This window comes from Marivita sp., from assembly GCF_020055635.1.
Classification (GTDB): domain Bacteria; phylum Pseudomonadota; class Alphaproteobacteria; order Rhodobacterales; family Rhodobacteraceae; genus Marivita.
Genome location: NZ_JAIPUT010000015.1, coordinates 66,634 through 87,260 on the forward strand (window position 1 = coordinate 66,634; position 20,627 = coordinate 87,260).

Genomic DNA, 20,627 nt, shown 5'->3' on the forward strand with positions numbered 1-20,627 from the left:
TTCCGCGCGCGCCGCAAGTCTCGGCCTGCGCGTCTTGCCGCCCTCAAGCTTCCCGACAGTCCACTGCACACTCTTTTCCTCTTCCAGGAAACCCGCTAGAGCCATGCAAAAGACGGAGCCCGCATGATCCCCTCATCCTACCCGCCCGCCGAAGACATCGCCCGCCTGACCGCCCGGATGCTGCTCGAGATCGGGGCGGTGAATTTCCGGCCCGAGGATCCGTTCATCCTTGCCTCCGGCCTGCCGTCCGCGACCTATATCGACTGCAGAAAGCTGATTTCCTTTCCGCGCATCCGCTCCACCCTGATGGATTTCTTGACCGTCACGGTGATGCGCGACGCCGGGTTCGAGGCGTTCGACAACATCGCAGGCGGCGAAACGGCGGGCATCCCCTTTGCCGCACTTGTGGCCGAGCGCATGGCGCTGCCGATGACCTATGTCCGCAAGAAGCCCAAGGGCTATGGCCGCAACGCCCGCATCGAAGGGGCGATGACCGAAGGCCAGCGCGTGCTTCTGGTCGAGGATCTGACCACCGATGGCGGATCGAAGCTGAGCTTCGTGGACGCGATCCGGGAAACCGGGGCCACCTGCGGCCATACGGCGGTGATCTTTTATTACGACATCTTTCCCGAGACCACCAAGACCCTTGGCGATCACGGCGTGACCTTGCACCATCTGTGCACCTGGTGGGACGTGCTGGCCGAGGCGCGCGCGCAAGGCGCGTTCGACGACGCGACCCTGACCGAGGTCGAGGCGTTCCTCAAAGCACCCCGCGCGTGGCAGGACGCGCGGGCGTAACCCCGCTGAGGATCTGGCACCCCAGGGTCTGCCGCAGCGCGCCGATAAGGTCGTCCAGCGTTTCGGCCTGCACGTAAAGCCCTCCGGTGCGATCCGCGAGGCAGCGCGCCACCGGCTCTGTCATCATGTCCTGCGGCTGGTCCGGCCAGGCGAAATGCGCACCGCGCACGCGAAAGCCGATGACGTGCACAATCATGTCCGCGCCCGCCGCCAGCTCTGCCGCCAACTGGCACGGCGCACCGCCGCAGGTTTCCTTGCCGTCGGTGACCAGCACGATTTCGCCCGGCCTGGTCTTGTAGTCGAGCACCTCCGCCGCCGCGGCGATCGCGTCGGTCAGCGGGGTTTCCCCCGCCGGCTGCAAGCGGTCGATCTCCGAGAGCATCCGATCGGCCGCATCCGATTCGGGCGGGAAGCGGACCACCACGCTGGCACAGCCGTCCCGCCGTCCGAAGCCGTAGGTCACCAAACCCAGCCGTCGTACCGGCGCGACCTGCGGGATCACCCTGCGCAGCGCACGGCGGGCGTCGAAGATTCGCGGCTCGTCCATCAGGTTGAACCCCATCTCGGCCATCGAACCCGACCCGTCGAAGACCACCATCGCGTCGCGGGTGCAGGTCTCTTGCGCCTGCACCGGGGCCATCCCGATAGCGCCAACAACCACAGCGTTCAGAATCGCTTTCATCTTGCACGCGCCTTTCCCAGGGTCACCTCAGCGTCGCACGCGCCGACAGATGCTGCAAACGCCGGGTCACCTCTGGCAACAGGCGGCTTGCTGCGTGTCACCTGCGTCACAGTGAGTCGAGATCCACACCAGATATTGACCTGAATGGCCCTGATGTCGCAAGATGAAGCGTTGATACCGAACCCGCGGCTTTTCCACAGGTTATACATTTTGCCCTGTGCCGGACATGTCGCTACCTCGGGTCTCGGTGCAGCAGGGGAAAACCATGAATGAAATAACCGCCTTCAATCCAACCGGCGCGGAAATCCAGAACCCCGAAACGATGCCGCACTCGATCGAGGCCGAGCAGCAGCTTCTGGGCGCCATCCTGACCAACAACGATGTATTCGACCGGGTGGCGTCGATCATCGGGCCGCAACATTTCTACGACCCGGTGCATGCGCGCATCTTCGACATTGCCTCGGCGCGGATCGCCAAGAACAACCTCGCCTCCCCGGTGACGCTCAAGGCGTTCATGGAGGATGACGAGGGCCTGAAAGAGCTGGGTGGCCCGGCCTATCTGGCACGCCTGGCCGGGGCGGCGATCAGTTCGTTTGCGGTGCGCGACTATGCGCAGATGATCTACGACCTTGCCGTGCGCCGGGACCTGATCGCACTGGGACGGGACATCAGCGCCAAGGCCGCCAAGGTGGATGTGGCGTCGGAACCGCGAGAACAGATCGTCGAGGCGGAACAGGCGCTCTACAAGCTGGCCGAACAGGGGCGCAGCGAGAGCGGGTTCCAAAGCTTCCTCAAGGCCGTCACCGATGCGGTCAACGTGGCCAATGCCGCCTATCAGCGCGAAGGCGGGCTGGCGGGCATCTCGACCGGGCTGGTCGACATGGACCGCAAGCTCGGGGGCCTGCACAAGTCGGACCTTCTGATCCTCGCCGGACGTCCGTCGATGGGCAAGACGTCGCTGGCGACGAACGTGGCCTTCAACATCGCCAAGGCCTATCGCAAGGGCGTCCGTCCCGACGGCACCGAGGGGACGGTCGAAGGCGGCGTCGTGGGGTTCTATTCGCTGGAAATGAGCGCCGAGCAGTTGGCCGCGCGGATCCTGTCGGAAGCCTCCGAAGTGCCGTCCGAACAGATCCGACGCGGCGACATGACCGAGGCCGAGTTCCGCCGCTTCGTAGAAGCCGCCAAGTCGCTCGAGGCGTGCCCGCTCTATATCGACGACACGCCTGCCCTGCCGATCAGCCAGCTTGCCGCCCGCGCCCGCCGCCTGAAGCGGACGCACGGGCTCGACGTGCTGATGGTCGACTACCTTCAGCTGGTGAAGGGAACCGGCAAGGGCGAGAACCGCGTGAACGAGGTCTCAGAGATCACGCAGGGACTCAAGGCCATCGCCAAGGAACTGGACATCCCGGTGATCGCGCTGTCGCAGCTGTCGCGCCAGGTGGAAAGCCGCGAGGACAAGCGGCCGCAACTGTCGGACCTGCGGGAATCGGGATCGATCGAACAGGATGCCGACGTGGTGATGTTCGTGTTCCGCGAGGAATACTACAAGGAACGCGAGAAACCGGGCGAACACGAGCTCGAAAAGATGGCCGCGTGGCAAGACGAGATGGAGCGCCTGCACGGGCGCGCCGAGGTCGTCATCGGCAAGCAGCGCCACGGCCCCATCGGAACGGTCGAACTGAGCTTCGAAGGCCGGTTCACGCGCTTCGGCAACCTCGTCAAACCCTGGCAACAGGGCGTCGAAGACATGTGACGCGCGGGGCGGGACCGGTCCTGCCCCACATCAAATTCGTCGCATCCCCGAGACAAAGCCGCGCCGGGGTTTTTTCACGCTTGACCGATTGGTCAGACATGCACAAACACCGCGCATGGCACAGTCTTTACTAACAATTGATCTTGGTGCGATCTGCGCCAATTGGCGCGCTCTGGCGCAGATGAACGCGGGCGAAACCGCCGCCGTGGTCAAGGCCGATGCCTATGGGCTGGGTGCCGAACCCGTCGCCAAGGCTCTGGCCGACGCAGGCGCGCGGACGTTTTTCGTGGCGCTGGCCGAAGAGGGTGTCGCGCTGCGCAACGTGCTTGGCCCTGACGTCACGATCTGCGTCTTCGGCGGGCACATGGCGGGCGATGCGGCGCTGATCCGGGATGCGAACCTTGTCCCCATGATCAACTCCATCGACCAGATGCTGCGCCATGTCGAAGCGCTGCCCGGCCACCCCTTTGGCGTCCAGCTTGACAGCGGGATGAACCGGCTGGGGATGGAGCCAGCCGAATGGTCCGCCCTGCGCGACATCGCCCTGAGCCAGAAGCCCGTACTGGTGATGAGTCATCTGGCCTGCGCCGATGAACGCGCGCATGGCATGAACGCCTTTCAGCTTCAGACCTTCCGCCAGATGACCGACGGGATCGACGCACCGCGCTCGCTTGCCGCGACCGGCGGGACGATCCTCGGGCCGGATTACCATTTCGACATGACGCGCCCCGGCATCGGGCTTTATGGCGGCCTGCCCTTTGTCGATGCGCGTCCCGTCGTGTCGCTGGCGATCCCGGTGATTCAGGTGCGCGAGGTCAATCCCGGCGAATCCGTGGGCTATGGCAACAGCTGGGTGGCGCGGGTGCCCGGCAGGATCGCCACGATATCGGCAGGTTACGCGGACGGCATCATTCGGGCGATGGGCCCCAAGGCGCATGTCTGGGCGGGCGAGACCCGCTGCAAGATCGTCGGACGGATCTCGATGGATTTGATCGGCGTCGATGTGAGCGCGATCACCAAGATGCCCGAAACGGTCGAGTTGTTGGGGCGGCATCAATCCATCGACATGCTGGCGGATGCGGCCGGCACGATCGGCTACGAGATCCTGACATCGCTTGGTGGGCGCTATGCCCGTCGGTATGTCGGCGGATGACGCCGCGCCCGTCATGAGCTTTTTCGACCCCTCCCCGGTCCTTCTGGCCTATATCTTCGTCCAGCGTTTCGTGTATTTCGAACTGCTCGCCCTTTTGGCGCTACTGCGCCTGATCGGCGGTCGTGGCATGGCGCGGATGCCTGCGTTGATCACCTTGCTGATCTGCGCCGCCGCGATCTTTGCCACGTTTGCCCCGGCGCTCGGGCTTCAGACGGTGCCGCTTTATGGCGACATCGCAAGAGCGCTGGCGATGGGCGGCGGGCTGGCCCTGCCGCTGGTCGCCTCGGCCATATTCGCCACCAGCCTCGGGATCCCGGCGCGACGGTGGCGCTGGATCGACCTGTTGCATGCCGTGGGTGTGCTGGCCTTTCTGGGCCTCTGGATCGCGACGCGGCTCTAGGACATGGCCGCCCTCAAGTGGATCAACCTGACGCTTCTGGTGCTCTATCCCCTCGCCTGGGCCGCGCCACTGATGCGGGCGGGGTTGCTGCCGCTCTTCGGGCTAAATGAAATCAGCGTGCTGACCGGACTTCAGGCCCTCTGGGGCACCGATATCGTGCTGGCCCTGATCGTGACCGTGTTTGCGCTTTTTGCGCCTTACGTCAAAACCATCGGCTTGGCCCTGATCCAGTTCGGGTATCTGAGCCGCCGCGTCCTGCCCACCCTGACGTTTCTGGGCAAGCTGGCCATGGCCGACGTGTTCCTGATCGCGATCTATGTCACCATCGTCAAGGGAATCGGCATCGGGCGGATCGAGACCGCCTGGGGGCTTTACCTCTTCACCGGCTGCATCCTGGTGTCCCTGGGTATTGGCATCGCCGAGACACGCCGCACGCAGGATTGATCTTGCAGCGGAAACAATTCGGCAGCCTCAGGCCCATTGTTCACATCTTCGGCCTCGCAATGGAAAATGGTTAAAAAACAGTATGTCCTCGGCCGCCTTCGGCATAAACTTGCCGATGTTGCTGACATTTAAGATGGTTGCGCGGGGGTTTGCGATGATTGGTGCGATGCGTTCGCTTGTTGTGTCCACGGGCTGGCTTGCCCAGAGGCTGATGTTCCTGACGCTCGCCGCGAGTGGCTTGGGGCTGTTGGGCTACACGCTGGCCTGTGCTTTCGGACACGCGCCCTGGCTCGAGATGACCGCAACATTCGGGGGCGTCGCCTATCCGCAAGCCGGACCGGTCGTACAGATCGGCCTGACGGCGCTGGTCTTTGGTTTTTGCGCCTTCCTGCCGGCAAATGCCCGGATCATGGCGCTCGAAACCTCGCATCGGCGGTTTCAGATCTGCATGGAAGACGTCGCCCGCGCCTACCGGCTGTCACACGCGGCGGACCGGGACGGCGTGTTCAGGATGCGTTCGGAATTCGATTCGGTCCGCGAGCGCATGGCGTTCCTGCGCGATCATCCCGACCTGGCGGAACTGGAACCGTCGGTTCTCGAGGTCGCCAGCCAGATGAGCCACGTGTCCCGGGACCTGGCCCAGACCTATTCCGACCGCAGCGTGGCGCGGGCGCGCGACTTCCTGATCCAGCGCCAGCAGGAGATCGACGAATTCAACACCCGCCTCGACGCGGCCAAGGCCACCGCCGCCGAAATGCGGGTCTGGATCGACACGGTCGAACTTGAGGAAAGCGTGGCGCAGGCACAGCTGAACCGCCTGCACGCGGAATTGTCCGAGATCCTGCCGGACCTGCAGGGCGCCGAGGACGCGCCGCGTATCCCCGAGCGCAAGGTGCCTGCGTCGGCGAACCCGTCGGATCAGTGGGACGACCCCGGCGGCTATATGGACAATGACGACAACCGGATCGTCGAACTTCTGGCGCGGCGCGCCGCCGAATAAACCAGGACAGGACAGCGCCGCTTGCAGGCCCGCGCGGCTTGCGTCACAAGCGGCGTCATGGCGAAAACCAGCGCAACCTTTGTCTGCCAGACCTGTGGCAATTCCACGACCAAATGGTCGGGGCGCTGCGATGCCTGTGGCGAATGGAACTCGATCGTCGAAGAGGTGCCGCTGGCCGCCGGTCCGGCCGCCAGGACGCTGGGTGCGTCCAAGGGGCGGTCCCTGCCGCTGGGCGACCTGTCGGGCACCGAAGCCCCGCCACCGCGCACCACGTCGAACCTTGCCGAACTGGACCGTGTGCTGGGCGGCGGGCTGGTGCCGGCTTCGGCGCTGCTGGTCGGTGGCGATCCGGGCATCGGAAAATCGACCCTGCTGCTCCAGGCGGCGGCGGCCTTTGCAAATGCTGGTCTCAAGGTGGTCTATATCTCGGGCGAAGAAGCCAGCGCCCAGGTCCGCATGCGCGCAGCCCGGCTGGGCCTGCGTGAAGCGCCGGTCAAGCTGGCGACCGAAACCAACCTGCGCGACATCCTCACGACGCTGGAAAACGAAAAGCCCGATCTTGCCATCATCGACTCGATCCAGACCATGTGGGCCGACAATGTCGCCTCCGCCCCCGGCAGCGTGGCGCAGGTCCGCGCCTCGGCGCATGAGCTGACCAGTTTCGCCAAGCGGCGCGGCACGTCGATCGTCATGGTCGGCCATGTCACCAAGGACGGCCAGATCGCCGGTCCACGCGTCGTCGAACACATGGTCGACACGGTGCTTTATTTCGAAGGCGAACGTGGCCACCAGTTCCGCATCCTGCGCGCGGTGAAGAACCGCTTTGGCCCGGCGGATGAAATCGGCGTCTTCGAGATGACGGGCGGCGGACTGGCCGAAGTGTCAAATCCGTCTGCGCTGTTCCTGTCGGAACGCGGCGACCCGTCACCGGGATCGGCGGTCTTTGCCGGGATTGAGGGCACGCGTCCGGTTCTCGTGGAATTTCAGGCCCTTGTGGCCCCGACGCCACACAGCCAACCGCGCCGGACCGTGGTCGGCTGGGATGGTGGACGGCTGGCCATGATCCTCGCGGTGCTCGAGGCGCGCTGTGGCATCCCGTTTGCCGGAATGGACGTTTATCTCAACGTGGCTGGGGGAATGAAGGTCTCCGAGCCCGCCGCCGACCTGGCCGTGGCGGCGGCCCTGTTGTCCGCGCGCGAGGATATCGCGTTGCCCGCCGAGACGGTGGTTTTCGGCGAAATCAGCCTGTCGGGCGCGCTGCGCCCCGTGGGCCAGACCGAAAACCGGTTGAAAGAAGCGGAAAAACTTGGTTTTACCGCCGCGATCGTGCCAAAGGGTGGGAAATCGGTGCCCCGTGACGGGATGACTGTCACCGAGATCGATGCTTTGGCCAGTTTTGTTGGTGATGTGTTCGGCGCAGGTTAGCGCCATCCAAAGAAAAAGAAGGGCAAGGGACCGATGGAAGGGTTCACCATTATTGACGGCGTGGTCGCCGTCGTCATCGTTCTCTCTGCGCTTCTGGCCTATTCGCGCGGTATCGTCCGCGAAGCGATGGCCATCCTGGGATGGGTCGCGGCGGCGATTCTGGGTTTCATGTTCGGCCCGCAGCTGCGACCGCTGATGACCGAAATCCCGGTCATCGGCGAATTCATGAGCGGCAGCTGCGAACTGAGCGTGATCGGAGGGTTTGCCGCCGTCTTCACCATCGCGCTGGTCATCATGTCCTTCTTCACGCCGCTCTTCTCGTCGCTGGTGCAACGCTCTGCTCTGGGCGGCGTCGATCAGGCACTGGGCTTCCTCTTCGGCGTGGCGCGCGGTGTGCTGTTGGTGGCCGTGGCGTTTTTCGTCTACGAGGTCGTGGTCACGGCGCAAGATGTGGCGATGATCAACGACAGTCGGTCCGCGGTGGTCTTCAGCCGCTTCACCGGCCAGATCGAAAACCAGAACCCCGAGCAGGCGCTTGGCTGGATCACCGCCCAATACGAGCAACTGGTCGGTGTCTGCGAGGCACCTGGCGACAGCGATGCCTGATCAGGATCCGTCGGGCGGACAAAGATCCGTGAACCCGTCGCGGGAACATGATAGTTTCGTGACACCGGTCGCCATGGGCCTTAAGAGGGTGACAACCTCTGCCACGGATTCGGAGTCCCGATTTGTCCGACACCCAGATGCCCCCCGCCCATCCCTTTGACGACGACAAGCTGAAAGAAGAATGCGGAATATTCGGCGTTGTCGGGGTGACCGATGCGGCGAACTTCGTCGCGCTTGGCCTTCATGCCCTGCAACATCGCGGCCAAGAGGCCGGCGGGATCGTCAGCCATCATCCCGAACACGGCTTCAACTCGGCCCGCCGGTTCGGCTATGTGCGCGACAATTTCACCAGCCAGAAACTGATGGAAACCCTGCCCGGCGAACTGGCCATCGGCCATGTGCGCTATTCCACCGCCGGATCCAAAGGCCCGACCCAGATTCGCGATGTGCAGCCGTTCTTCGGCGAATTCTCGATGGGCGGCGCGGCGATTGCCCATAATGGCAACATCACCAATGCCGTCGCCCTGCGCCGCGAACTGATCGAACGCGGATCGATCTTCCAAAGCTCGTCCGACAGCGAATGCATCATTCACCTGATGGCGCGCTCGCTTCAGCGGGACATCCCCAGCCGGATGGAAGACGCGCTGCGTCGGGTCGAAGGCGCGTTCTCGGTTGTGGCCATGACCCGGACCAAGCTCATTGGCGTGCGCGACCCGCTGGGCGTCCGCCCGCTCGTGCTGGGCAGGATCGGTGATGGCTGGGCGCTCAGCTCGGAAACCTGCGCGCTCGACATCATCGGCGCGGAATATGTGCGTGAAATCGACCCCGGCGAAATGGTGGTGATCACCGCCGAACACGGCGTCGAGTCGATCCGCCCGTTCCGCCCCCAGAAATCACGCTTCTGCATCTTCGAACATGTCTATTTCTCGCGCCCCGACAGCATCATCGGCGACCGCTCGGTCTATGAGACCCGCCGCCAGATCGGCGTGGAACTGGCCCGCGAAACGCCGGTCGAGGCCGATCTGGTCTGCCCGGTCCCCGACAGCGGCACGCCCGCCGCGATCGGTTATGCGCACGAAAGCGGCATCCCCTACGGCATGGGCATCATCCGCAACCAGTACATGGGCCGCACCTTCATCGAACCGACCGAGCAGATCCGCAACATGGGGGTCCGCCTCAAGCTCAACGTGAACCGCGCCCTGATCAAGGGCAAGCGCGTGGTGCTGGTCGATGACAGCGTGGTGCGCGGGACCACCAGCCGCAAGATCAAGGAAATGATCCTCGATGCCGGCGCCGCCGAGGTGCATTTCCGCATCGCAAGCCCGCCCACGGCCTGGCCCTGCTTTTACGGCGTGGACACGCCACAGCGCGAAAAACTGCTGGCCGCCACCATGTCGGAAGAGGAAATGCGCGTCCATCTGGGCGTGGACAGCATCAAGTTCATCTCGCTCGACGGCCTCTACCGCGCCGTGGGCGAGGCGTCGGGCCGCGACCCCAAGTCACCGCAATATTGCGATGCGTGTTTCTCGGGGGAATACCCGGTGGAACCATCGGACATGCTGGAAAAGGGCTTCCAGATGAAGGCCGCCGAGTAAATCTCGGCGACCTTCCGCGCAGGCGCAACATCCCGGCTTCCCATTGTCCCCGATGCCCGTCATCTGGCGGCCATCGGAAACAAAGAGGCCTGGACAATGGCGCAAAATCCCACCCCGCCCCGGGTTGCCCGGCAAGCGACCCAGACCACAAGCGACCTTGGCGGCGCACTGACCCTTCTGGGCACCTTCGGACCCCAAGACGACCCGAACGCCCTGCTGAAACTGCGCGGCGGCAAGACCACCACGGTGTCCCGCGGTGACAGGGTCCAGGGACAAACCGTCGTCGCCATCGAAGACGGCCGCGTGGCGCTGGCCCGCAACGGCACCGCCCATTGGCTTGAAATGCCCGCGCCTCGGTCCTGACGCTGCGGCCTGATCTTCTCTGGTTCAAAAATATCCCGGGGGAGTCGCGCTTGCGCGACGGGGGCAGCGCCCCCAATAAAAAACCCCCGTCAATCTCTTGACGGGGGTCATGTATGCCGGCTGGAATAGTCCCTCAGGCGTTGCGCCCGGCCAGCGCCTTCCACGCGCCGGACACGACCAGCGCCGCGATCACCGCCTTGACCGCATCGCCGATCAGGAAAGGCGCGACGAAGTGGGTCCAGTAGAAGCCGATCTCCTGACCGACCCAGCCGGCCTCGACGCCCGTGACCGACGCCACGGCCATCGGCCATGCAATGCCCGGAATGTAGAGCAGCGCGGACAGGACCAGTGTCACCAGCATGGTCGAAAGCGCACCGCGTGCAATGCCGCGCTCTGCCGCCAGACCGGCCAGACCCGCCATCAGGACAAAGCCCAGCAGGAAACCGGCGGTCGGACCGGCAAAGGCCAGACCGTTCATGCCGCCCGCGAAAACCGGCAGCCCCATTGCGCCATAGCCAAGATAGGTGATCAGCGTGGCCGTCCCGAGACGCGCGCCAAAGCTCAGGCCGACGATCAGGATCGCCAGCGTCTGAAGCGTCATCGGCACCGGGAAGAAGGGCACGGAAACCTGGGTCGCCGTGGCGATGAACGCGGCACCGCCGAGCGCCAGCAGCACCTGGCGGAGTAGGGTTGTCTTGCCAAAGGCGGCTTGCGTGAGTGTCATGGCCTGTGTTCCTCGTGTGGCTGTCATTGCCCCCGTTCATTCTGCAAATACAGCACCAAGTCAAGCACTGGCCTCTTGCGGGCAAGGCAGCAAAAAGGCATGTGACTGCGCATGACGGATACATCACGCCCCCTTGCGCTGGTCACTGGCGCCTCTCGCGGTCTTGGCTTTGCATTGGCAGAGGCGCTGGCCGACACGCATCACATCATCGCCGTGGCGCGCACCGTGGGCGGGCTCGAAGACCTGGACGACCGCATCCAGTCCAGGGGCGGCAGCGCAACGCTCGCACCGATGGATATCACCAAGCCCGACGCCATGGCGCAGCTCTGCCGGTCGGTGCATGACCGCTGGGGCCAGATCGCGCTGTGGGTGCATACGGCGATCCATGCCGGTCCGCTGTCGCCGGTGGATCATCTCGACCAGAAGGACTGGCAGAAATCCCTGTCGATTAATCTCGATGCGATGTCCCATCTCGTGCCCTATGTCGGACCGCTGCTCAAGCGCGATGGCAGCGCGGTGTTCTTCGACGACAACCATGCCGGGCAAAAGTTCTTCGGTCACTACGGCACCACCAAGGCGGCGCAGATCAGCCTTGCGCGGTCGTGGCAGGCGGAAACCGCGTCGATCGGGCCCAGGGTGAAGATCCTGTCGCCGAAACCGATGGCGACCCATCTGCGCGCAAGGTTCTATCCCGGGGAGGACCGCAGCGTGCTGTCCCTGCCCGCCGACGAGGCCGCCCGCCTGCTGCCCGAGGTGCTCGGCGCCTGAAGCCGGCGCCGGATGCGTCGACGCATCCGATATTTTGCGTCAACGCAAAATCCGCGCCCGGCCCGCACCGGCGGATGCTTGCCGCAAGGCAGGGCTTGGCCTATTCAGTACAAAAGCAAGGCAGAGCAGATGCGCATACTCATTACCAATGACGACGGGATCAACGCACCGGGCCTCAAGGTCCTGAACGAGATTGCCCACGAGCTGGCCGGACCAAAGGGCGAGGTCTGGACCGTGGCCCCCGCCTTCGAGCAATCCGGCGTCGGCCATTGCATCAGCTACACGCATCCCATGATGATCAGCGAGATGGGACCGCGCCGGTTCGCCGCCGAAGGCAGCCCGGCGGATTGTGTTCTCGCAGGACTACACGAAGTCCTGTCCAACGTGCCACCCGACCTCGTGCTGTCCGGCGTGAACCGCGGCAACAACTCGGCCGAGAACGCGCTCTATTCGGGTACGCTGGGTGGGGCGATGGAGGCGGCGCTCCAGGGCATCCCGTCGATCGCCCTGTCGCAGTATTACGGCCCCGACAATGCCCAGGCCGAGGATCCGTTCGAGGCCGCCCGCGTGCATGGCTCCGAGGTGATCCGGCGGATTATCGCCCATGACCCGGCCGGACAGGACGGCTACCGTCTGTTCTACAACGTCAACTTCCCGCCGGTCCCCGGCGCCGCCGTCAAGGGCACCCGCATCACGCCGCAGGGCATCCGGCAGGGCACGCGCTTTTCCGTCGAGCCGCACAATTCGCCGTCCGGCCGTCGGTTCCTGTGGATCAAGGGCGGCGACCAGCGCGCGCCCACCGAAGCCGGCAGCGACGCGGCCGAGAACCTCGCGGGCTATATCAGCGTGACGCCGATGCGCGCGGACCTGACGGCCTCGGACCAGATCGATGCGATGCGGGACGCCTTTCGCTGATGGAAGACGCGGAACTCAAGATGCAGTTCCTCTATGCCCTGCGCTCACGGGGCGTGACCAATTCGGCCGTGCTGACGGCGATGGAACAGGTCGACCGAGCGCCGTTCATCAAGGGATATTTCGCCGAGCGGGCCTATGAGGACATGCCCCTGCCGATTGCCTGCGGCCAGACGATCAGCCAGCCTTCGGTGGTCGGCCTGATGACACAGGCGCTCGAGATCAGCCCGCGCGACACGGTGCTCGAGGTCGGCACGGGCTCGGGCTACCAGGCAGCCATTCTCAGCCAGCTTGCGCGCCGGGTCTACACCGTGGACCGGCATCAGCGTCTCGTGCGCGAGGCGCGCGAGGTGTTCGACCAGCTGGGTCTGACCAATGTCACCGCCTTCACCGCCGATGGCAGCTTTGGCCTGCCGGACCAGGCGCCGTTCGACCGCATCCTTGTCACGGCGGCGGCCGAAGACCCTCCCGGGCCGCTTCTGGCGCAGCTCAAGGTCGGTGGAGTCATGGTGTTGCCGGTGGGCCAGTCGGACGCGGTACAGCATCTCATCCGGGTGCGTCGAACGGCAAACGGGCTGGAATATGACGAATTGCGGCCTGTGCGCTTCGTGCCGCTTGTCGAAGGGGTGGCCCGCGACGGGTAAAACGGGCATAGTGCGTGATGTGACGACCGGGGAACAACCGGCGCATTTGAGGATATCGACATGGTTGACAGCAGATTTTCGCTTCGTTCCGGTTTTCGATTTGGTGCCGGCCTTTCCCTGCTGGCGCTTCTTGCCGCCTGTTCCGACCCGCTCGACCTGGACATGCGCGGCCTGATGAACGGCGGCTTCAACACCGCCGATGCGGCCCGTGCAACAGCGGCGCCGCGGCCCCAGCCGGACAGTCGCGGGGTGATCTCGTATCCCAATTACCAGGTGGCGGTCGCGCAACGCGGCGACACGCTGGCCGCGCTGGCCGCACGTGTGGGTCTGCCGGCAGACGAACTGGCCCGCTACAACGGTGTCCAGACCGGCGATCCGCTGCGCGCGGGCGAGATCATCGCCCTGCCCCGCCGCGTGGCCGAACCGTCGCCCGCCACCGGTGCGCCGACCACAGGCCCGATCCGCCCGACATCCGAGATCGACATCACGACCCTGGCCAGCGACGCCATCGACCGGTCGCCCGCAACCCCGGCGGCGCAGCGCCCCGCGCCACAGACCGGAACCGAACCGATCCGCCACCAGGTCAAGCGCGGAGAGACCGCGTTCACCATCGCCCGGCTTTACAACGTGTCTGTCCGGTCGCTGGCCGAGTGGAACAGTCTCGACAGCAATTTCACCCTGCGCGAAGGCCAGTTCCTGTTGATTCCCGTGGTCACGCAGGCCCCGCCCGAGCGGCAGCAGGCCACGCCGCCACCTCCGGGCACCGGGTCGCCGACGCCCGAGCCGCCCTCGGCGTCTTTGCCCTTGCCCGAAGAAACCCCCGCTCCGGCAGCCGCCGCGACAGCAGCACCCGCAGCCAACGCCGAACCGGTGGCCAATGTCGGCGCCCAGACTGCGGCCAGCGCGTCTGACGCCGTGATGAGTTTCCCGGTTCAGGGCAGCATCATCCGCGAATACGCCAAGGGTCGCAATGACGGCATCGACATCGGCGCGCCGGTCGGCACCTCGGTCAAGGCCGCAGCCAGCGGTCAGGTTGCGGCGATCACGCGCAACACCGACGGCATCAACATCCTCGTTGTCCGGCACCCGGACAACCTTCTGAGCGTCTATACGCATGTCGACGGCATCTCGGTCGAAAAGGGCGATGCGGTCAGCCGGGGACAGTCGATTGCCAAGGTGGCCGATTTCGACCCCGCGCGCGTGCATTTCGAGGTGCGCAACGGCTTCGACAGCGTCGACCCGATGGATTACCTGCGCTGAGCGGGCGCGCGCCGTCTTGCGGCCGCAAGATTTGTTCCGAACGCGTGTGAGATCATTCCGATGAATGGTCCCGGCCCGGCGCGGTCAGGGCTTTGCCCAGGCGGGGCAGCCGTGCCTTCTTGAGAAGCTGACGCAGGTTCCAGGGGCGGTCCGACAGCCGATTGGCCTCGTCATGGACCAGCGTCACGGCATGGTGCACGGCCTCGGGGGCACTGGCGGCCAGACCGATCAGGAACGCGTCCGGATCGGAACGCGACAGCCCCTCTTCCGCCAGGATGTTGCGGGGGAAATCCTTGGCGTTTTCGGTCAGGATGAGATCGGCATTGCCGGAAATCGCGGCGGCCAGGACATGCACGTCATTGGCGTCCGGCAGCCAGAGACGATCCTGCAACCCCGCCGGCGGCACCGGCACACGCGCCTTGGGCCATTGCGCGGTGACCATGGCGATCTCGGCATCGGCCTGCACCTGCCCGGCCGGCCCCAGCTTGGCCGCGGCGCGGGACCATTCGTCAAGGATGCGTTGCGACCACAGCGGCGTGAACAGGCCCTGCCCGGCCACCGCCAGAAGAACCTCCCGCATCACCGTCGGGTACATCACGCAGGTGTCGAGCAGAACCTTCACAGCCGGAAGAACAATGCCTTGAGATATCCCGATTCCGCCAGCTGTGGCAGCAACGGATGATCCGGCCCCGCCTGCCCGGTATGGATCAGCTGCGCCCGCCTGCCAGCCCGCCCGATGCCGCGCAGACAGGCCCCGGTGAAGGCCGACAGGTCGACCGCATGCGAACACGAACACAGAACCAGGTAGCCATCTTCGGCCACCAGCGGTGCCGACAGCCGCGCGATCCTCTCATAGGCGCGCAGGCCGGGTTCGCGGGCCTTGCTCGAGGGGGCAAAGGCCGGCGGGTCGCAGACCACGAGCTCGTATTGCGCCTGTTCCTCGCCAAGCGCGGTCAGCGCGTCGAAGGCGTCTGCCTTCGTCGTGCTCAGCTTGTCCGCGGCACCCATCCGCGCCGCACCTTCGGTTGCCAGGGCAAGCGCGGCCTCGGACCCGTCGACGCAATGCGCCTGCACCGCGCCATTCGCCAGCGCGGCAAGACCGAAGCCGCCGACATGCGAAAACACGTCGAGCACGCGCGCACCTCCGGCGAGGCGGGCCGCAAAGGCGTGGTTGGGGCGCTGGTCGAAGAAGAGCCCGGTCTTCTGACCGCCCACGAGGTCGGCCATGTAGGTGGCGCCGTTCATCTCGACCGGGATCGGCGCAGTCGGCGCATCGCCCAGCAGCACGGCATCGACATCGTCGAGCCCTTCGAGCGACCGCCCCCGGCCCCCCGCGTTCTTGAGGATCGTCGTCACACCCGTGACCTCGGCGAGGGCCGCCGCAAGCTCGGGCAGCAGGACATCCGCCCAGGCCGCGTTGGGCTGCACCACCGCGATATCGCCGAAGCGGTCGATGATGACGCCGGGCAACCCGTCAGCCTCGGCATGGATCAGCCGGTAGAACGGCGACGGGAACAGCCGCTCGCGCAGCGTCAGCGCCTTGCGCAACCGGGCGGCGAACCAAGCCTGATCCGGATGCGCCGCCTCGGGCGTGTCGAGCACGCGGCCGATGATCTTGGAATTCGGGTTGACCCCCACCAATGCCAGCGGGCTGCGCTCGGCATCCTCGAGCACCGCGATGGTCCCCGGCGAAAGCGCGCGGGTGCGCCGGTCTGTGACGACCTCGTTGGCATAAACCCAAGGATAGCCGCGCCTGATCGCTTGCGGCTTGGTTTTGGGAAGAAGGCGGATTACGGGCAAAGGGGACGGTGTCATACCGCCCCCTTTACGCCCCTCGCTCCCAAGGGGAAAGCCCGTCCGTGATATCAGAGGTCGTTGATTTTCTGAAGCAGGCCGAGATTCGCGTTCACATGGCCGCCAGGCAGCGTCAGTTCATCGGCGAACACGCGGGACAGATGCGCGATGATCCGCGCCTTCTGGGTCTGGCCCCGCGCCTCGGCCGAGATGGCCGTCTGACCGGACAGACCGTTCAGATCGGCGCTGACATCTTTTGTCGGGCCGATCTGCTGCCCCGTCTGCATATCGATCAGGCGGTACTTGAAGTCGATGTCATGCACGCCGCCCACCGAATATCGCGCCTTTTCCGACAGGGCGTGGAACCGGGTGACCTGGACATCCATCCGGACGGGGCGATTCCCGTCGATCCGCGGCGCTGCCGATCGCAGCCCGGTTTCGAAGATGGCCCTCACCTGTTCATGGCGGTCCCCGATCGGCTCACCGCGCCAGACGATATCGCCTTTCGGGTAATAGAGATTGCGCTCGTTGACCTCGAGCGAGCGGGGCACCGAAACCGTGAAGCTGTCGATCCGGACGTCGGGCGGCGCCTCGGCCAGCATCGTGTCGTCGGGCATCGCCGAACGGCTCACCGGGTTGGGTGCGGCACAGGCGCCCAGCGTGATGGTCAGCATCAATCCGGCCAGGATCTTGAAAAGATATGTCACGTATAGCCTCCTTCGCGGGGCGATTGCTCTTTTTTCTCCAGATCAGATTGACCACCGAAAGGGACGGTATCTTGGCCAAATCGGTACATTTTCCGGCAAATGGACACAGTCGGCGGCGGCCTTCTCGCCCGGTCATGGCTGGGCAAGGGTCTTGCAGGCCTTTACTGTTAGCGCTAACTTGACTACATCCCTGAAAAGACAACCTGCATATTTGCGCGGAGGCATCATGGCACACTCGCTGAACGACACGATCAAACGGGTGACCGAACGTGTTCAGGAGCGCTCTGAAAGCGGCCGTGGCCGGTACCTGGAACGGATGCGCGCGGCGGCCTCCGATGGCCCGCGTCGCGCCCATCTGAGCTGCGGCAACCAGGCCCACGCCTATGCCGCGATGGGGCCGGACCAAGACACGCTCGCCACCGAACGGGTGCCGAATATCGGCATCGTCACCGCCTATAATGACATGCTGTCGGCGCACCAGCCGTTCGAAAGATATCCCGACATCATCCGCAACGCCGCCCGCGCCGCCGGCGGCACGGCACAGGTCGCAGGCGGGGTTCCGGCGATGTGCGACGGCGTCACGCAAGGCCAGGTCGGCATGGAGCTGTCGCTGTTCTCGCGCGACGTGATCGCGCTGGCCGCCGGTGTGGCGCTCAGCCACAACACCTTCGATTCCGCGCTTTACCTCGGCGTCTGCGACAAGATCGTGCCCGGCCTTGTGATCGCGGCGGGCACGTTCGGCTATCTGCCGGGCCTCTTCATTCCGGCCGGTCCGATGCCCTCGGGTCTGCCGAACGACGAAAAGTCGAAGGTGCGGCAGAAATTCGCCTCGGGCGAAGTCGGGCGCGACGAGCTGATGAAGGCCGAGATGGCATCGTATCACAGCCCGGGGACCTGCACCTTCTACGGCACCGCCAATTCCAACCAGATGCTGATGGAATTCATGGGCCTGCACCTGCCCGGCGCGTCGTTCGTCAATCCCGGCACGCCGCTGCGCGAGGCGCTGACCGTTGCGGGCACCGAACGGGCGCTCGAGATCACCCAGCTTGGCAACGATTACCGCCCGGTCTGCGACATCCTGGACGAAAAGGCGTTTGTGAACGGCATCGTCGGGCTGATGGCGACCGGCGGGTCCACCAACCTCGTGCTGCACCTGCCCGCCATGGCGCGCGCCGCGGGTGTCGAACTGCGGCTCGAGGATTTCGAGGACGTCTCTTCGGTCACGCCGCTGATGGCCAAGGTCTATCCGAACGGGCTGGCGGACGTGAACCATTTCCACGCCGCGGGCGGCCTGGGCTACATGATCGGCGAGCTGCTCAAGCACGGGCTGCTGCATGAAGAGGTCAAGACGGTCGCCGGGGACGGTCTGAGCCTCTATGCCCAGGAACCCAAGATCAGCGATGGCCGGGTTGTGTACGGCCCCGGCGCGGGAGAGACCCAGAACGACAGGATCCTGCGTCCGGCCAGCGACCCGTTCCAGGCCACCGGCGGTCTCAAGCAGCTTGAAGGCAATCTCGGCAAGGGCATGATGAAAACCTCTGCCGTGGAGCGTGAACGCCACGTGATCGAGGCCAAGGCGCGCGTGTTCCAAGAACAGGAAGACGTGAAAGCGGCTTTCAAGAACGGCGAGTTCATCGAAGACACCGTCGTCGTGGTGCGCTTTCAGGGGCCAAGCTCGAACGGGATGCCGGAATTGCATTCCCTGACCCCGGTTCTGGCGGTGTTGCAGGATCGCGGCTTGAAGGTGGCGCTGGTCACCGACGGGCGCATGTCCGGAGCGTCGGGCAAGGTGCCGTCGGCGATCCACGTGTCGCCCGAGGCAGCCAAGGGCGGCCCGCTGGCGCGGGTGCGGGACGGCGACCTTGTGCGCGTCGACGCGGTCAGCGGCCGGATCGACTGCCTGGCCGAGGATTTCGACCAGCGCGAGCCGGTTACCGCCGACCTGAGCGGCAATGGGCATGGTGTCGGACGCGAATTGTTCGCCGCCTTCCGGGCCAATGTCGGGCTGGCGGAGAACGGCGCCGGTGTCGTTGTTTGATGCATCACTTGAAGATCACCCTGCAAGATACGGAATTTTAATATGATTACTCCCGCCGAAGCCAGCACGGAATCCGAAAGGCTGTGCCGCCTTGCCCCGATCATTCCGGTACTGGTGGTCGAGGATGCCCGTGTCGCGCGCCCCTTGGCCGAGGCCCTTGTCGCCGGCGGCCTGCCGGTTCTCGAAGTGACCCTGCGCACCGAGGCTGCCCTTGACGTGATCCGCGAAATGGCGGCGGTCGAAGGCGGGGTTGTCGGGGCCGGCACCCTGCTCACCCCATCGGATGTGCAGGCGGCGGTCGGTGCGGGCGCAAGGTTCGGTGTCTCTCCGGGAGCGACAGACCTGTTGCTCGATGCCTGCGAGGCGGCGGACCTGCCGCTCCTGCCCGGTGCCGCCACCGCGTCCGAGGCGATGGCCCTGCTTGAGCGGGGATACACCGTGCAGAAGTTTTTCCCGGCCGAGGCAAATGGCGGCGTGCCTGCGCTCAAGGCCATAGGCGCGCCGATCCCGCAGGTGCGTTTCTGTCCCACCGGAGGCGTGTCCCTGAAGAACGCGCCGGACTACCTGGGGCTGTCGAACGTGCTGTGTGCCGGGGGCAGTTGGGTTGCACCGAAGGATTTGGTGACCAAGGGCGACTGGAAAGCCATCGAAGAACTCGCCCGCGAGGCCGCAGCCCTGTCGCGTTGAGCGCAGAACGCGCCGGAGCAAGGCCTTTCGAAACGCCTTGGAGTGGAGACTAAAAAAACGAAATTTTAGCGTAAGTAGCTATTTTTACTGCATAAAAATATAACTCCTGCTTAAAGCAGACGTATCGGATTAACAAATTTACATCATCTGTTTCACAAAAGAGCGCCTTGTGAGCGAATTTTCGGGTAGCGGCACGTCGTTCCTCATCAGCTTTTTTAATAGACCCCGAAACGCGCAACACGCTCTAATCTCTGCGGAAGAGACATAAGAGCCTCCCCTGCGCTTATTGGTCACGTGCACGGGCGCCGGCGACAGTCGCGGAACGCTAATCTTCCTGGAGATCAACTTCTTCACGGCTTTCAGGCGATCCCGAGTATCGTCGCGACCGCGGTGAGGCGATGAAAGTCGCCGAGGGGCTTAAACGCGAAATTGACGTCAATTCTTCGCGCGGATATGAACTGGGTAGCTGTTCTTTGAAAGACACGCTCGATAAGGTCAGTCTCTTGCCGAACGCACAGACATGACGAATGCTTATGATAAGCCGGACCTAGGGGGCGGTAGGCTAGGTTTGCGGAGACCAGCCGTGAGCCTGACATTCAATCAACGCCCGATCAAGAAATGGAAATCAATACGATGCTTCGCAAACTTCCTGGTGAATTGCGACTGCTAAAGCGTCCGACTTTTAACCTGAAACATATCCGGCAGCCTTGAAGTAGTTCCAACACTCTTCCGGAGAAAAGATCGCAGATCTCGGCGATTGCATTGAACATGTCCGTGAAGCTGCGGGCACCGATACGGCGCAGGTGGGCTTTGAGCTTGGAGAACGCCATCTCAATTGGGTTCAGGTCGGGGCTGTACGGGGGCAAGAACA

General features: G+C 64.6%; 21 protein-coding genes and 1 pseudogene. 16 read left to right on the forward strand and 6 right to left on the reverse strand.

The window, feature by feature from the left end:
• Positions 1-123: 123 nt before the first annotated feature.
• Positions 124-798, forward strand: coding sequence for an orotate phosphoribosyltransferase (locus tag LCF60_RS09690; RefSeq protein WP_292291427.1), 675 nt, complete (start codon positions 124-126; stop codon positions 796-798).
• On the opposite strand, the gene LCF60_RS09695 is transcribed toward LCF60_RS09690, so the two are convergent.
• Positions 761-1,480 (reverse strand): vWA domain-containing protein, encoded by a 720-nt coding sequence (locus tag LCF60_RS09695; RefSeq protein ID WP_292291429.1) that lies wholly within the window; start codon positions 1,478-1,480, stop codon positions 761-763. The two genes, LCF60_RS09690 and LCF60_RS09695, sit on opposite strands and share 38 nt — an antisense overlap.
• Before the next feature lie 265 nt (positions 1,481-1,745).
• Between LCF60_RS09695 and LCF60_RS09700 the strand changes: the two genes are divergently transcribed.
• The 9 genes from LCF60_RS09700 to LCF60_RS09740 all read left to right on the forward strand — a co-directional run bounded on the left by LCF60_RS09700 (position 1,746) and on the right by LCF60_RS09740 (position 10,222).
• Positions 1,746-3,236: a replicative DNA helicase gene (locus tag LCF60_RS09700; protein WP_292291430.1), complete on the forward strand. Its 1,491-nt coding sequence runs from the start codon at positions 1,746-1,748 to the stop codon at positions 3,234-3,236.
• A 115-nt stretch (positions 3,237-3,351) separates the two neighbouring features.
• Positions 3,352-4,389, forward strand: a complete 1,038-nt coding sequence (gene alr, locus LCF60_RS09705) for an alanine racemase (protein WP_292291431.1) — start codon at positions 3,352-3,354, stop codon at positions 4,387-4,389.
• Positions 4,376-4,789: a hypothetical protein gene (locus LCF60_RS09710; protein WP_292291432.1), complete on the forward strand. Its 414-nt coding sequence runs from the start codon at positions 4,376-4,378 to the stop codon at positions 4,787-4,789. Before alr ends, LCF60_RS09710 begins: the two co-directional genes overlap by 14 nt.
• 3 nt (positions 4,790-4,792) lie before the next feature.
• A complete protein-coding gene (locus LCF60_RS09715) occupies positions 4,793-5,233 on the forward strand; it encodes a paraquat-inducible protein A (RefSeq protein WP_292291434.1) in 441 nt (146 codons plus the stop codon).
• Positions 5,234-5,399: 166 nt separating this feature from the next.
• A complete protein-coding gene (locus LCF60_RS09720; protein ID WP_292291435.1) occupies positions 5,400-6,233 on the forward strand; it encodes a DNA repair protein in 834 nt (277 codons plus the stop codon).
• A gap of 57 nt (positions 6,234-6,290) precedes the next feature.
• Positions 6,291-7,658 carry a DNA repair protein RadA gene (gene radA / locus LCF60_RS09725; protein WP_292291436.1) on the forward strand — a complete coding sequence of 456 codons (1,368 nt, stop codon included), beginning with the start codon at positions 6,291-6,293 and terminating at the stop codon, positions 7,656-7,658.
• Between the two features lie 33 nt (positions 7,659-7,691).
• The gene (locus LCF60_RS09730; RefSeq protein ID WP_292291437.1) at positions 7,692-8,264 is read left to right on the forward strand and encodes a CvpA family protein; all 573 of its coding nucleotides are present in this window, start codon (positions 7,692-7,694) and stop codon (positions 8,262-8,264) included.
• A 137-nt stretch (positions 8,265-8,401) separates the two neighbouring features.
• Positions 8,402-9,859 (forward strand): amidophosphoribosyltransferase, encoded by a 1,458-nt coding sequence (gene purF / locus LCF60_RS09735; protein WP_292291460.1) that lies wholly within the window; start codon positions 8,402-8,404, stop codon positions 9,857-9,859.
• A 96-nt stretch (positions 9,860-9,955) separates the two neighbouring features.
• The gene (locus LCF60_RS09740) at positions 9,956-10,222 is read left to right on the forward strand and encodes an amidophosphoribosyltransferase (RefSeq protein ID WP_292291439.1); all 267 of its coding nucleotides are present in this window, start codon (positions 9,956-9,958) and stop codon (positions 10,220-10,222) included.
• 133 nt (positions 10,223-10,355) lie between these two features.
• Here LCF60_RS09740 and LCF60_RS09745 read toward each other — a convergent pair whose 3' ends face one another.
• The gene (locus tag LCF60_RS09745) at positions 10,356-10,946 is read right to left on the reverse strand and encodes a biotin transporter BioY (RefSeq protein ID WP_292291440.1); all 591 of its coding nucleotides are present in this window, start codon (positions 10,944-10,946) and stop codon (positions 10,356-10,358) included.
• 111 nt (positions 10,947-11,057) lie between these two features.
• Between LCF60_RS09745 and LCF60_RS09750 the strand changes: the two genes are divergently transcribed.
• The 4 genes from LCF60_RS09750 to LCF60_RS09765 all read left to right on the forward strand — a co-directional run bounded on the left by LCF60_RS09750 (position 11,058) and on the right by LCF60_RS09765 (position 14,530).
• Complete coding sequence (locus tag LCF60_RS09750; RefSeq protein ID WP_292291441.1) at positions 11,058-11,714, forward strand: SDR family oxidoreductase; 657 nt, start codon at positions 11,058-11,060, stop codon at positions 11,712-11,714.
• Between the two features lie 129 nt (positions 11,715-11,843).
• Entirely contained in the window at positions 11,844-12,629 is a 786-nt protein-coding gene (surE, locus tag LCF60_RS09755; protein ID WP_292291443.1) for a 5'/3'-nucleotidase SurE, read from the forward strand.
• A complete protein-coding gene (locus tag LCF60_RS09760; RefSeq protein ID WP_292291444.1) occupies positions 12,629-13,270 on the forward strand; it encodes a protein-L-isoaspartate(D-aspartate) O-methyltransferase in 642 nt (213 codons plus the stop codon). The genes surE and LCF60_RS09760 overlap by 1 nt, the downstream gene beginning before the upstream one ends.
• 60 nt (positions 13,271-13,330) lie before the next feature.
• Entirely contained in the window at positions 13,331-14,530 is a 1,200-nt protein-coding gene (locus LCF60_RS09765) for a LysM peptidoglycan-binding domain-containing protein (protein WP_292291445.1), read from the forward strand.
• Between the two features lie 52 nt (positions 14,531-14,582).
• Here the strand turns inward: LCF60_RS09765 and LCF60_RS09770 are convergent, their stop codons facing one another.
• From LCF60_RS09770 to LCF60_RS09780, 3 genes are read right to left on the reverse strand one after another with little or no spacing between them, the layout of a single operon-like run.
• Positions 14,583-15,152 (reverse strand): RSP_2648 family PIN domain-containing protein, encoded by a 570-nt coding sequence (locus tag LCF60_RS09770; RefSeq protein WP_292291446.1) that lies wholly within the window; start codon positions 15,150-15,152, stop codon positions 14,583-14,585.
• A complete protein-coding gene (locus LCF60_RS09775) occupies positions 15,149-16,345 on the reverse strand; it encodes an RSP_2647 family RNA methyltransferase (protein WP_292291447.1) in 1,197 nt (398 codons plus the stop codon). Before LCF60_RS09775 ends, LCF60_RS09770 begins: the two co-directional genes overlap by 4 nt.
• A gap of 50 nt (positions 16,346-16,395) precedes the next feature.
• Positions 16,396-17,031: a DUF6778 family protein gene (locus LCF60_RS09780; RefSeq protein ID WP_292291448.1), complete on the reverse strand. Its 636-nt coding sequence runs from the start codon at positions 17,029-17,031 to the stop codon at positions 16,396-16,398.
• 226 nt (positions 17,032-17,257) lie between these two features.
• Between LCF60_RS09780 and edd the strand changes: the two genes are divergently transcribed.
• Both edd and eda read left to right on the forward strand, forming a co-directional pair.
• Complete coding sequence (gene edd, locus LCF60_RS09785; RefSeq protein WP_292291450.1) at positions 17,258-19,069, forward strand: phosphogluconate dehydratase; 1,812 nt, start codon at positions 17,258-17,260, stop codon at positions 19,067-19,069.
• A gap of 42 nt (positions 19,070-19,111) precedes the next feature.
• On the forward strand, positions 19,112-19,756 hold the full coding sequence (gene eda, locus LCF60_RS09790; protein ID WP_292291452.1) for a bifunctional 4-hydroxy-2-oxoglutarate aldolase/2-dehydro-3-deoxy-phosphogluconate aldolase: 645 nt from the start codon (positions 19,112-19,114) through the stop codon (positions 19,754-19,756).
• Between the two features lie 682 nt (positions 19,757-20,438).
• Here the strand turns inward: eda and LCF60_RS09795 are convergent.
• Positions 20,439-20,627, reverse strand: a pseudogene (locus LCF60_RS09795) (transposase); the annotation flags it as partial.